At 25.0% G+C, this 13267-nt stretch carries 16 protein-coding genes; 13 read left to right on the top strand and 3 right to left on the bottom strand.

Annotated features, from left to right (window positions below; translation table 11 throughout):
- Positions 1–46: 46 nt before the first annotated feature.
- The 4 genes from Q0W06_RS09790 to Q0W06_RS19650 all read left to right on the top strand — a co-directional run bounded on the left by Q0W06_RS09790 (position 47) and on the right by Q0W06_RS19650 (position 3537).
- Positions 47–1417 carry an MBOAT family O-acyltransferase gene (locus tag Q0W06_RS09790; RefSeq protein ID WP_297634539.1) on the top strand — a complete coding sequence of 457 codons (1371 nt, stop codon included), beginning with the start codon at positions 47–49 and terminating at the stop codon, positions 1415–1417.
- 8 nt (positions 1418–1425) lie between these two features.
- Positions 1426–2523, top strand: coding sequence for a DHHW family protein (locus tag Q0W06_RS09795; protein WP_297634542.1), 1098 nt, complete (start codon positions 1426–1428; stop codon positions 2521–2523).
- A gap of 128 nt (positions 2524–2651) precedes the next feature.
- Positions 2652–3137: a hypothetical protein gene (locus tag Q0W06_RS09800; protein ID WP_297634545.1), complete on the top strand. Its 486-nt coding sequence runs from the start codon at positions 2652–2654 to the stop codon at positions 3135–3137.
- 97 nt (positions 3138–3234) lie between these two features.
- Positions 3235–3537, top strand: a complete 303-nt coding sequence (locus Q0W06_RS19650) for a DUF5658 family protein (RefSeq protein ID WP_366516767.1) — start codon at positions 3235–3237, stop codon at positions 3535–3537.
- A 32-nt stretch (positions 3538–3569) separates the two neighbouring features.
- Here Q0W06_RS19650 and Q0W06_RS09805 read toward each other — a convergent pair whose 3' ends face one another.
- Positions 3570–4688, bottom strand: coding sequence for a DEAD/DEAH box helicase (locus tag Q0W06_RS09805; protein ID WP_297634547.1), 1119 nt, complete (start codon positions 4686–4688; stop codon positions 3570–3572).
- 121 nt (positions 4689–4809) lie between these two features.
- Here Q0W06_RS09805 and Q0W06_RS09810 point away from each other — a divergent pair, with 121 nt between their 5' ends.
- Together Q0W06_RS09810 and Q0W06_RS09815 are read left to right on the top strand one after the other, a co-directional pair.
- Positions 4810–5730 carry a hypothetical protein gene (locus tag Q0W06_RS09810; RefSeq protein ID WP_297634550.1) on the top strand — a complete coding sequence of 307 codons (921 nt, stop codon included), beginning with the start codon at positions 4810–4812 and terminating at the stop codon, positions 5728–5730.
- Between the two features lie 72 nt (positions 5731–5802).
- Complete coding sequence (locus tag Q0W06_RS09815; protein WP_297634553.1) at positions 5803–6828, top strand: 3'-5' exonuclease; 1026 nt, start codon at positions 5803–5805, stop codon at positions 6826–6828.
- A 46-nt stretch (positions 6829–6874) separates the two neighbouring features.
- Here Q0W06_RS09815 and Q0W06_RS09820 read toward each other — a convergent pair whose 3' ends face one another.
- Positions 6875–7312 (bottom strand): divergent PAP2 family protein, encoded by a 438-nt coding sequence (locus Q0W06_RS09820; protein WP_297634556.1) that lies wholly within the window; start codon positions 7310–7312, stop codon positions 6875–6877.
- A 168-nt stretch (positions 7313–7480) separates the two neighbouring features.
- Here Q0W06_RS09820 and Q0W06_RS09825 point away from each other — a divergent pair, with 168 nt between their 5' ends.
- A complete protein-coding gene (locus Q0W06_RS09825) occupies positions 7481–8149 on the top strand; it encodes a hypothetical protein (protein WP_297634558.1) in 669 nt (222 codons plus the stop codon).
- Between the two features lie 22 nt (positions 8150–8171).
- Here the strand turns inward: Q0W06_RS09825 and Q0W06_RS09830 are convergent, their stop codons facing one another.
- Positions 8172–8561 carry a PadR family transcriptional regulator gene (locus Q0W06_RS09830; RefSeq protein ID WP_297634561.1) on the bottom strand — a complete coding sequence of 130 codons (390 nt, stop codon included), beginning with the start codon at positions 8559–8561 and terminating at the stop codon, positions 8172–8174.
- 121 nt (positions 8562–8682) lie between these two features.
- Here Q0W06_RS09830 and Q0W06_RS09835 point away from each other — a divergent pair, with 121 nt between their 5' ends.
- The 6 genes from Q0W06_RS09835 (at position 8683) to cmk (ending at position 13253) form a co-directional block, all read left to right on the top strand.
- Positions 8683–8895 (top strand): hypothetical protein, encoded by a 213-nt coding sequence (locus Q0W06_RS09835; RefSeq protein ID WP_297634564.1) that lies wholly within the window; start codon positions 8683–8685, stop codon positions 8893–8895.
- A gap of 131 nt (positions 8896–9026) precedes the next feature.
- Entirely contained in the window at positions 9027–9572 is a 546-nt protein-coding gene (locus Q0W06_RS09840; protein ID WP_297634567.1) for a class I SAM-dependent methyltransferase, read from the top strand.
- Between the two features lie 78 nt (positions 9573–9650).
- Positions 9651–10565 carry a MurR/RpiR family transcriptional regulator gene (locus Q0W06_RS09845; protein WP_297634570.1) on the top strand — a complete coding sequence of 305 codons (915 nt, stop codon included), beginning with the start codon at positions 9651–9653 and terminating at the stop codon, positions 10563–10565.
- Positions 10566–10657: 92 nt separating this feature from the next.
- Entirely contained in the window at positions 10658–11305 is a 648-nt protein-coding gene (locus Q0W06_RS09850; protein WP_297634573.1) for a hypothetical protein, read from the top strand.
- Complete coding sequence (locus Q0W06_RS09855; protein ID WP_297634576.1) at positions 11306–12523, top strand: NAD(P)/FAD-dependent oxidoreductase; 1218 nt, start codon at positions 11306–11308, stop codon at positions 12521–12523. It begins immediately after the preceding gene.
- A 70-nt stretch (positions 12524–12593) separates the two neighbouring features.
- Positions 12594–13253: a (d)CMP kinase gene (cmk, locus tag Q0W06_RS09860; RefSeq protein ID WP_297634578.1), complete on the top strand. Its 660-nt coding sequence runs from the start codon at positions 12594–12596 to the stop codon at positions 13251–13253.
- Positions 13254–13267 lie beyond the last annotated feature (14 nt).

Here is a 13267-nt window from a genome sequence, read left to right on the forward strand (position 1 = left end):
ATCTCAATAATAAGAGATAGCTTTTAGTCTAAAGTGAGGAAGAGTTTTGATTTTTAGTAGTTTAACTTTTATATTTAGATTTTTACCAATATTCTTTTTAATATATTATTTAGTAGGCGCCAAAAGTAGAAATTTAATTTTAGTTATTGGAAGTTTTATTTTTTATAGTTTTGGAGGGATTAAGTACATATTTTTAATGTTACTTTCAATAATAGTTGATTTCATCATTGGGAATTTAATAGAAAAATTTTATGAAAATAGAAAGATGCAAAGATTCTTTTTAATTTGTTCAATAGCATTTAACTTAGGGATACTAATCATTTTTAAGTATTCAAGTTTAATTATAGGTAATATAAATGGTTTGTTTAATATGGACATTAGTTTTACAAAGTTGATTTTACCTTTAGGAATAAGTTTTTATACTTTTCAAACAATGTCTTATACTATTGACGTTTTTAGAGGAACTATTAAAGCAGAAAAGAATTTTATAGACTTTGCAGCCTTCGTAAGTTTATTTCCTCAACTTATTGCTGGACCTATAGTTAAATATAGTGATATAGAAAAAAATCTTAAAGTTCGAGAATTGAATAAAACTAATATTGAGGAGGGAATTGAATTTTTTATATTAGGTCTTGGTCAAAAAGTTATCATTGCAAATAATGTTGGAATGTTATGGGATGAAGTTTTAAATATGAAAATAAGTGAGATATCAACTATATTAGCATGGTTAGGAATAATAGCTTTTGGATTGCAGATTTATTTTGATTTTAATGGGTATTCATTAATGGCAATTGGACTTGGAAAAATGCTGGGTTTTAATTTCCCAAGTAACTTTAATTACCCATATATATCGAGAAGTATTACAGAGTTTTGGAGACGGTGGCATATAACTCTTAGAAAATGGTTTGAAGAATATCTTTATATTCCTTTAGGAGGAAATAGAAAGGGAATAAGAAAAGGAATTAGAAATTTAGCTATAGTATGGATATGTACTGGCCTATGGCATGGTGCAGAAATAAACTTTTTACTATGGGGATTATATTTTCTTCTTATTATAGTATTTGAAAAAATGTTTTTAAAAGAGTTTTTAGAGAAAAAGAGAATCTTTTCACACATATATACTATTATTTTATTGTGTATTGGATGGGTAATCTTTGAATTTACTAATATTAATGATATTTATCTTTATATAAGTAGATTATTTATATTTAAAGGTGGGGAGTTCTTTTATTATTTTAGAAATTACCTCTTCATCCTGTTAATAGGTGGAGTTTTATCAACGCCTTTAGTTAAAAAAAATTATAATAAAATAAAAAATGAGTTATTAAAGACAGTGATACTATTATCAATATTTTTTGTGAGTATTGCATACTTAGTGGATGCATCATATAATCCATTTCTTTATTTTAGATTTTAAGGAGCATTATGAAAAAACATTATCTTTTATATAGCTTTTGTATAAGTATTTTGTTAATTACTTTAATAGATATATTAGAGCCAATTAAGGAGTTTTCAGAGATTGAAAATAAATATTTAAAAGGGAAGATTAAAATTACAAAGGAAAAAATTTTAAATGGAGATATATTTAAGGAGTATGATAAATATATTAATGAGCAGATGGCATTTAGAGATGAACTAATAAGTCTTAAAGCTATATCAGAAAAATTTTTTTCTAAAATAGAAAATAATGATGTTTTACTAGGAAAGGATAATTATTTATTCCATAAATATTTTGAGCTAGATGAACATCGAAAAGCTTATAATATTGATTCTATAAATAAATTTAAAAATAATTATAATGGGAATGTTTCATTACTGTTAGTACCAAGTTCTTATGAAGTATATAAAGAAAATTTAATCGGAAATCCTCCTGTTATTAATGAATCAAAAGAGATCCAAGAAATTTATAGTAAAATGGAAAATATAAATACTGTAGATATATTAGATAAATTAAAGACTAATAAAGATGAATATCTATATTATAAAACTGATCATCATTGGACAATAGATGGAGCTTATATTGGATATGAGGAATTTATGAAATCAGTGAATTTAAAGCCGATTGATATTAAATCGAATAGGGTACAAATTAATGATTTTTTAGGAAGTTTTTATTCAAAGGCAAAACCTATTTTTAATAAGGGGGATAGTTTTTCATATATACCTATTGATGATTTGAAAATGACTATTGGCGAGGATAATTATGATTCTATATATAATTTATCCTATCTAGAAAAGAGAGATAAATATTCTGTTTATTTAAATGGAAATAATCCTTATGTAAAAATAGAAAACAAGGCAAATAAAAATGGGAAAAAGATTTTAGTTATTAAAGACTCCTTTGCAAATTCCTTTATTCCTTATTTAACAAGTAATTATGAAGAAGTGCATATTATAGATTTTAGAAGTTTTAGCCAAAGTTTAAAAGGATTTTTAGAAGATAATAAATATGATGAAATATTAATATTATATAGTTTTAAAAATTTTTGTACAGAAAGTACACTTCTAAGAATAAAGGATTAATGACCATCATTTTCTATAAAATGATGGTCATTAAAATTTAGATTAGTTAACAAAGTATAAAATTTTCATAAAAGCAAAAACTAAGTTCCATAATTTATGTATAATTAAGAAGATAAGGAGTGAATAATATGAATTCAAACATGAAAGATACAAATATGAAACATTGTGCAACATGCGATAAATACTATGATTCAGAATATATGTTTTGCCCAATTTGTGGTAAATCATTAGAGTGTGACGACATAGATGTCTCAGACTTCGAAGAAGGATTTAGAAGCGTATATGGTAGATGGGAAGTTTCTACTTATGGAAACTTTGAAGGATCTACAATTGAAAAATTAGGAATCTATGAAGGATACATTGATGATATAGCATTAGCATTAGCTGATAAAGCTGTAATCACATTAAAATTTAAGCCTGCTCCAAAAGAATTGGAAGTAGAGTATATGCATAAAGCTAAAAAAGTAAGAGTAAGCTTACCAGAAGATGTATATGTTGGAGATAAATCAACTACTGAATTTAATGATTTAGTAAAAAGATTATTTACATACAGAAAAGATGTTAAGGTAAAAGCTACAAACATTCATTCTTTTGAAATAGAAAAATTAAAATAAGCTTAAATTTCAAAAATAAGGCAATACTTAGAAATGGAGGTGTTGTCTTATTTTTAATTTTATAAAAGATATTTCATATGAGAAGCTACAAATTAAATTGAAACTTCTATATTTTTTAAATATTTCAGATTATTTTTTCACAATATTTTTAGTAGGAACAGGATTTTTTATAGAAGCAAATGCTTTGATGGTAGGTTTTGTTGAGAAGCCAATGAAAGGTTTTATCTTGAAAATTATTTTTATTGGTTTATTAATTTTACTTGTTAGTAAGATTTTTAAAAAAGCAACTAGTAAGGAGCTTAAAAATATTAATTATATTTTATGTTTTTCGCTCTTTATTTATATAGGAATAAATATGCTCCATATAGGATATTTAGCATATTATATTTACATAAAATAAGAGCTCTTAGTTAAGAGCTCTTATTTTATAAATTATATTAGGCTTTCGTTTGAAATCCTCTTCTTTGTGAAAGAAACATTTAAATCTTTTGAATACTTATTTATAAAGCTTAAATCTCTTTTAGTAGCAATACAAATAGAAGTTCCTTCTATTTCATTTCTTCCTGAACGTCCAGCACGATGAACATATTCATTTGATTCAAGAGGGTAATCTAAGTTAATAATATAATTAATATTTTCAATATGTAATCCTCTAGCACCTAAATCAGATGATATTAGAATATTAATAGAACCTGACTTGAATTTTTCCATAGCATCTTTTCTAGAATGTTTATCTTTAGAACCACTTAGAACAATTGCTTTCTTTTTGTGAAATTCAAGAGTTTCTTCTAAAAGGTTAATGTCATTAGCTGAGTTTGTAAATATGATACATTTTTCATCTTTAATAATATTTAAGATTTTATTTGTTATTTCATATTTATCTCTTCTTTCACATTCAACAATTATATGTGCTACATTTTCAGACATTTTATCTTTGCTTAATTTTACGATTTCACCTTTGTTCATTAAAGATAATGCTCTTGAAGTTGTACCTTCATCTATAGTAGCTGAAAAAGCTATAATTTGAGTATCTCTTAAAGTAGCTTTTCTTATTGCACCAGTAGTTTTAAAGTTATTTTTATCTAAGACATGGTCTGCTTCATCAAAAACTAAAGTTTTAATATTGTGACAAGGTAATTTTTTTAGTTTAATTAATTCTAAAATTCTCTTTGGAGTTCCGATTATTATTTGTGGTTTTTCTTTTATTTTTTTAATTTGGTTATTTATATTAGCTCCTCCAATGATTAAAGTTGAAGAAACATTTAATTCAGATTGCTCCTTTAAAAGTGTAGCTTCTGAATAAATCTGAGAAGCTAATTCTTGAGTTGGGGCTATAACTAAAGCTTGAATAGTCTTTTCAGATAAATTTATTTTATTGAATATTGGCATTAAAAAAGCTAATGTTTTTCCGCTTCCTGTTTTAGATTCTATAATTAAACTTTTATTATCAAGTATTAATGGAATTGTTTTTTCTTGAACCTCTGTAAAAGTTTCAAATCCTTTTTTTTCTAATGCATTAGTTAGGTTTTGGTTTAATGATAAAGTATCCATATAAATCTCCTTTGTTTTAAATAATAGTTTTATTATACAGTCTATAGTAATTTAAAGCTAGTTAATTATAAAGTGTAAAAAATCTATATTTTTTGAATATACATAGTAAAGGGGTGAGAGCATGTTTGATGATTTAGGAATTTTAATATATTTAGATGAAATATTAGTTAGAAATATTAATTCTATTCAAGGTGGATTTTATGGATATATAGATATTAGAAGTAAGAAGAATACTATTGATATAGGACTATGTGATAGAGAGAAAATTCAAAAGAATGATACTTTATTTTTAGAAGAGAGATGTAATAGAGATAAAAGGGAAGGATTTAAAGGGTATGGAAATTCAGAAGGAGAAACTAAAACTGTATTAACTGGATTTGAGGGAGGACATGAGCAATCAGCAAATAAAAGATGTGAGGAATCAGTAACACAGATATATACAGCATATGTATATCATTTAGATTTTTATAGGAATTTATCTGATGTTGGAAAAATAATAAACTTTCAAGCAACTAGAAGATGTTCTCAAGGAGACTATATACACATTTCAGCTGTAATAGAAGAAAATTCAGTATTAAGTTATATAGATAGTCTTTTATTAATAATAGACATTTATGGTGAGAAAAAAATTGAATCTCTTTTAAAAAATACAGAATTAGAAGGGGTTTGTGTAAAAAAAGCGTTAGTAGCTATAAAAACTGCTATGGAGAAATGTGGGATAGTAGATTTAATATTAAATGATGGAATAAACAGATTCATTTTACAAATAAATAATAGTTACTTTTTTAATAATAATTGTTGTAGTACATCTAATATTGGATGTACTGTAAGTGTAGTTGGAAAAGTTACAGGAATAAATAATGGTAATAATGCTAAATTAAGCTTAATTAGAAAATTAGATCAAAGAGAATTTTATGAGGAGATATTACAAAAAATTGACCGAGTATTTAGGAAGATAAATATAGGAATCACTCTTCCAGTCTTAGGCGAATTGAGTATAGATAACTGTATTCATATTATTCCACTTAGTATTTTTGTATAGTGATTATGGAAAAATATTAACAATAGTGATAAAATAATAATGTTAGAATACATAGTGAAGGGAAATAAACTAATGAATGATAAAATCGGAGTATATTTCTATATAGAAAAAAAACATGAAGAATCTAGATTAAATTATGTTATAAAAAATATAGAAACAGGAAAAGTTTTTATAAAGTTAAAGAAAAAATTAAAAAATGAAAATGCTATAAAGAATTCAATAGAAGGTTTAGAGTTTTTACTTAGTAATATTTTATCTTTAATTAAATTAGAAGAAATAAAGGAAGATTCAAAAGTTTATTTTTTTACAAATAATACTGAATCTATAAATATTATTTGTAAAAAGCTATATTTAAATTTAAAAAGTTTAAATTTTTTCTTAGAAAAAATTAATTTATGTGAATGTAAAGAATTTAAAAAAGTAACAGGATTTATAAAAAAAGAAAATAAGCCACCTATAGCATTGTATATTCGATGCAAAAAAATAGGTAAAGAATATAGAAAGATATTAAAAAGAAGTTCAACAATCGAATTATTAAGAGAAAAATATGCAGAGGCAAAAACTTTAGTTTTTTTTGATTTTGAAATGAATTGTTTGGTTGATTTTAAAAGTGTAGAAATAATTAGTGTTGGTGCTTGCAAGTTAGATATTGTATCTGGAAAAGTAGATAGGTTTTATAGTTTAATTAAACCTATTGAAGTTAATGAATTAACGAGTAAATGTATAGAAATCACAGCATTAAGCCAAGAAGAAATTGATAATGCTGAAGGTTTTGATTATGTCTTTAATAATCTTGGAAATTGGATTAATGAAGAAAAAGCTTTATGTTTATATTGGGGTGGAAATGATATAGCTGTTTTAAAGAACGATTATAGAAGACATTTAAAACAGAATAAAGCTGCTTTAAATATATTAAAAAACAACATAGATTTTCAAGAAGTTTTATGTAAGGACCTGTTAAAGAAAGAGGACATGTTATCTTTAACTAATGCCTTATTAGAATACAATATCGAATTTGAAGGTGTAAAACATAATTCAGGTGATGATGCATTTAATTTATATAGATTATTTGAAAATGTGAAATTTAATAATGAATAATTAAAATCCCTACTGATTTTCAGTAGGGATTTTAATTTATGGATTTCTAAGTAAAAAGAAATCCCATTAATAAACCTAAAAGTATACCACCTAAAACTTCAAAAGGTGTATGACCTAAAAGTTCTTTTAATTTTATTTGAGGTAATCCAAATTTTTTACTTTCATTTTGATTATCAGAAGAAAGTATTATATTTAATAATTTGGCATGTTGACCTGCCGCTCTCCTAATACCCATAGCATCATACATTATTATACAAGCCATTACAAAGGATAAGGCAAAAATAGAAGAATTAACTCCATTTTCTCTACCAATACCTACAGTTAATGAAACTATAAATGCTGAGTGCGAACTTGGCATACCCCCAGTTTCAAAGATTCTTTTAAAGTTTAACTTTCTATCTATTATATAACCAATTGGTATTTTTAAAAATTGAGCTAATAACATTGAAAATATACTTACGACAATAAGATTATTTTTTAGCATATATAATTCCTCCCAAATAGTATATTAGTATTATACCTATTTTCTATGAAAAAATTATATATAAATGAATAACAAAAAAATATTTTTGTTAACAACTCCATTAAAGTAATAAAATTTTTCAAAAAAGGAACAATATTATTAGAATGTGAAAAGAGAGGACGAGAAAAAATGCCAATACCTGTTATAACATCAATAATATCAGCAATTTCTATAATATGTGGATCATTACTTGGAGGATTTTTAAGTTGGATAATTAACAATAAATTATACGATATTAGACGAAGAGAAGATGATGCAAAATTACAAGAAAATAGAGAGTATGAAGAAAGATTTAAAATAAAGGAAGTTTGTGCCAATGCAAATGTTATACGATTAGATGTCTGTACAGCAATTTATACGAGCATTAGGGGGATATTAAACTTTGATAGTATAGAATATATATATATACTACCTATAAACAAAGGATACTCATGTGCGGTAGCTTCATTAAGTGATAAATATAATTTAAAAGAGTTAAGTTATATTTATCAGTTATATGGAATTATAGAAAAAGTAAATAGAGATATTATTGATTGCAAAGAAAAAGAAGAAATATTAAAAGGGTTCTATTCTATAATAAAAAAAATATATGGGAATAATTATAAAGAAATTTTAGAGATTGATATAAATAATGTTACATATAAGCAATTATGCAGAAATGAATATATAAAAAAGGGCTATGCAGATGTTTTAAAAAAATTAGATTATTTATGTGCAGAAGAAAATATTTTAAAAGAGAAACTTCAAATTAAAAATAAAAGTATTGAAGAAGAGGCCATAAAAAGAAGTGAAAAATAAAGCACCTTTTTATTAAGATGCTTTATTTTAAAAGTAATAACTTTATTTTATCTAAAGTAGCTTTAGTTTTATCTAAGTTAGTAACATAATCAGAAAGATTATTTTTTAGAAAAAGTAATCCTGAATCAGTTATATGATAGATTTTTTTGCTTCTTTTATTTGAAACTTCATCGCCAGTCCACGTAGATACTACATAGCCACATTTTTCAAGCTCATAAAGACTTTCATAAACTGTACTAGATGAAACTGGAAAAGGCAGTGCTGATGATTCAAATGTCTCTTTAAAATCTGAAAGAACCCTATTTCCAAATACAGTATTTCCTTTTGAGAGTTCTTTTAAAATGTATAGCATATACATCATTTTTGCATTAACAACATTTCTAGGTACAATTGCTCTATTTCGTTTATCCATAAAATCACCTCTTAATAAAAAGTATACTTAAAAAATATATATTCGTAAATAAAATATTGAACATTTAAAAATATAAATCATATTATATATTATATTAACGAATGAAATGGAGTGTGTGTATATGTCTAGAAGAGGATGTTGTTGTAATAATTGTTGCAGCTGCAGAAGTAATTGTTGTGGAAACAACTGTGGATGCGGAGGAAATAATTGCGGATATTCAAATTGCGGTATGGGAAACTGTGGTATGGGAAATGGTGGATTCGGAAACTGCGGATTCGGAAATAGTCCTTTATTATGGATTTTACTATTAGCAAATAATAGAAGTTGTTTTTAGAATATAAAATCAAAATAGCTAGAAATTTTTCTAGCTATTTTGATTTTAACAATATGTACTAATTCTGATAATAGTATTACAATATAATTATAAGGATTTTGATAAATTAAAGTAGAATTTTAGGAGGAAGTATGTATAATTATATTGATGAGATAAGCAAGATAGCCCAAGGAATAATAAAAAGTTATGAGGATAATAAAAAAATAGCAGTTGATTGTACATTAGGAAATGGGCATGATACGGATTTTTTAAGTAAATCATTTGATAAAGTATATGCTTTTGATATACAAAAGGAAGCATGTGATAAGTATTCTAATGCTGAAAATACAATGGTAATAAATGATTCACATGAATATTTAGATAAATATATAAAAGAAAATGTCGATTGTATAATGTATAACTTAGGATTTTTACCTGGTAGTAAAGATAAAGCTATAACAACTAAAAGTGAAACAACTATTAAAAGTATCAACGAAGGCTTAAAAATTTTAAATCCAAAAGGAATAATGACAATCTGTGTATATATAGGACATGATGAAGGAAAAAAAGAGGAAACTTGCATACTTGACTATTTAAGTAAATTACCTAAAGAAAGGTTCGCAGTTATGGAACATAGGTATATAAACAGAAACAATCTAGCACCTAGACTATTTGTAATTGAAAAAAATTCAAATTAAAATGAAATTTTAATTGCATTAAATGTCATTAAATGTTAAAATTATTTTGCTTAATTAAATAAGAAAAGTAGGTATATTATGAAAGAATTAATAGAAAAATTAGAGTTAAACGAAAATAAGGATTTAATGAGATTAATCCAAATTAGATTTTCAAAACTAAGTAAAGGCCAGAAATTAATAGCAGACTATATTTTAAATAATTATGATAAAGCAGCATTTATGACAGCAGCAAAACTAGGGACATCTGTTGGAGTATCTGAATCAACAGTAGTAAGATTTGCAAATGAATTAGGATTTTCAGGATATCCTAAACTACAGAAGGCTTTACAAGAATTAATTAAAAATAAATTGACAACAGTTCAAAGGTTAGAACTTTCAAATGATTATATATCTGATTCAGATGCTTTAAAGGGTGTTTTAAAGTCAGATATGGAAAATATAAGATCAACTTTAGAAAAAATAAATCCTGAAATTTTTGAACAAGTAATTGATGAAATTTTCAAAGCAAAAAAAATATACATAATAGGATTAAGAAGTTCTACAGCAGTTGCAGAATTCTTAGGTTTTTATTTAAATATAATTTTACAAAATGTAAGAACTGTAAGTTATGGTATTTCAGATATTTTTGAACAAATAATAAATGTGCGAGAAGGAGATCTTGTTATTGGTATTGGGTTTCCACGTTATGCATCTAAAACAATTGATGCATTGGATTTTGCAAAGTCAAGAGGAGCAAAAGTTGTTGCTATAACAGATAGTATAATATCACCATTATCTGTAAAATCAGATTTATCTTTAATAGCTGAAAGTAATATGGCATCTTTCGTTGATTCTTTAGTTGCACCATTATCATTAGTTAATGCACTTATTATAGCTGTAGGTATGAGAGAAAAAGAAAACATTGCAAATATATTCGGATCACTTGAATCAATTTGGCAAGATTATAAAATATATCAAATAAATAATAAAACAATTTCCGATTTAGAAAAATAAAAAATTTTAAAAAGCTAAAAGAAGGATTTCTTTTAGCTTTTTAAAATATTATAAAGAAAATATCAAACTACGTAAGTGAATAGGAGAAATAGATGAAAGGTTTATTTTTAGATGTAGGCATAGATAAAATAGATGCTGTATATTTTAGTAAAAATAAATTATTAGAAAATATAACCTATAAAGATGATGAAAAGAATAATATAGATGCAGTTTTTGAAGATAAAGAGATAGATGTGATTATTTTTAAAGATAAGGAATCACTAGAATTCTTTTCGAAAATTAATTTGAAATTAAATAAAACTTATAATTATGTTATTTTAGAAGAAGTTGCTTTTAAATGTACAGGAGAAAAGATAGAGTTAAAAGAAAAAGATAGTATTTTTTGTATAACATTAATTAATTTTATAGAAATTAATTTTGAGTATAATTTTAATGAAGAAAAGTTAAATAATAAGATATACTTAAATAAAGAAAATATATTAGCTTTTAAAAATATTTTAGTAACTGGAAAAATTAGAAGTTTTACAAGAGGAGAAATATTTCAAAAAATTAGAGGGTTAAAAGGAAATCCATGTGGGAGTTATTCAGATAATGTAGATATTTTAGTTAAAGGAAATGTAAATCATAGAACGAATAAACTAAGATGTGTAGAAGAAGCAAACTTAAAAGGAAAAAATATTATCATTTTAAATGAAGAGGAATTTAAAGAAATTCTATTAAATAACGAAGGAGTGTTTTAGTTGAAAAAAGTAGTTGTAATAGGTGCTGGACCAGCAGGAATAATGGCAGCAATAGAGGCTAGTAATAAAGGAAATAGTGTATTATTAATAGATGGTAATGAGAAGATAGGAAAAAAATTATTTATAACAGGAAAAGGAAGATGTAATGTAACTAATAATAGAGACATATCAGAATTTTTTGATTTTATTCCGGGAAATCCATACTTTTTATATAGTTCACTATACACATTCACAAATCTTGATACAATAAATTTCTTTGAGTCTAAAGGAATTCAGTTAAAAGTAGAAAGAGGAGAGCGTATGTTTCCTAAATCAGATAAGTCTTCTGATATATTAAAAGGGCTTAATATTGGATTAAAAGAAGCTGGAGTAAAAGTAAAATTAAATAGTTTAGTTACAGATATAAATGTGAGTAAAGAAAATACTATTAATTACATAGAAGTCAATAATACTGAGAAAATTTATGGTGATCACTTTATATTAGCAACTGGTGGAGCATCATATCCATTAACAGGATCAAGAGGGGATGGACAAAAGTTTAGTAAAGCATTAGGCCATAATATTGTTGATTTAAAGCCATCACTAGTTCCTATAGAAATTAAAAATAGCTTTATTAAAGAATTAATGGGATTATCTCTTAGAAATATAGAACTTACATTATTAGAAAACAATAAAAAGGTATATAGTGGATTTGGAGAAATGCTTTTTACTCATTATGGAGTATCAGGGCCTTTAGTTTTAAAAGGAAGTAGATATATTAAAGACAAAAATTATGTCATAAGTTTAGATTTAAAGCCAGCACTAGATGTTAAAGCATTAGATACTAGAGTTCAAAATGATTTTAAGAAATATATTAACAAACCATTTAAAAATGCATTAGATAATCTATTACCAAAAAAATTAATACCAACAGTAATATTATTATCTAATATTGATGAGAATAAGCAAGTAAATGAAATAACAAAAGTTGAAAGAAAAAATTTAGTTCATTTATTAAAGAATTTCAACTTAGATGTAAAGGGACTTAGATCATTATCAGAAGCAATTGTAACAGCTGGTGGAGTAGATACAAAGGAAATTGATCCATCTACAATGAAGAGTAAACTAATATCAAACTTATCATTTGCAGGTGAAGTTATTGATGTAGATGCTTTCACTGGAGGATATAATGTTCAAGTAGCTTTATCCACAGGATATATTGCTGGAAGTAATATTTAAAAACTTGTTTAAAAAAGCATAAAGCTTTATAATAAATTTGTAAACATAAAAATTGAAAGGTGGATTAAATTTGAGAATATCAGTAGCTATAGATGGACCTGCAGGAGCAGGAAAAAGTACTATTGCAAAACTAGTAGCAAAAAATTTTGATTTAATGTATATAAATACAGGAGCGATGTATAGAACTGTAGCATTAATGGCAGATAAAAATGGATTTAAGCCAGAAAATATAAATGAAATAATTCAAATGATAGATGGATTAGATATGTATTTTGAAAATGATGATTTATATTTAAATGGTGAGAATATTCAAGAAAAATTATCTATGCCTTATATAAATAAAATAGTGTCTGCATATGCATCTATTAGAGAGGTTAGAGAAGCTTTAGTAAAAAGACAAAGAGAAATGTCTAAAAAATTCAATGTAATAATGGATGGAAGAGACATCGGTACAGTTGTATTGAAAGATTCTAAGTTTAAATTTTTCTTAACAGCTACACCAGAAGAGAGAGCAGAAAGAAGATATAAGGAACTTATATCTAAAAAAATAGATTGTTCTTATGAAGAAATATTAAAAGATATCATAAGAAGAGATAATGAAGATAGTACAAGAGAAATAGATCCTTTAAGAAAGGCTGATGATGCTATTGAAATAGATACAACAGGCCTTAATATTGAAGAAGTTACAGAAAAAATTTCATTAGAGATTAGAAAAAATTTAAATTGTTAAATTTACAGGAGAAT

This window comes from uncultured Clostridium sp., from assembly GCF_947072515.1.
Classification (GTDB): Bacteria; Bacillota; Clostridia; order Clostridiales; family Clostridiaceae; genus Clostridium.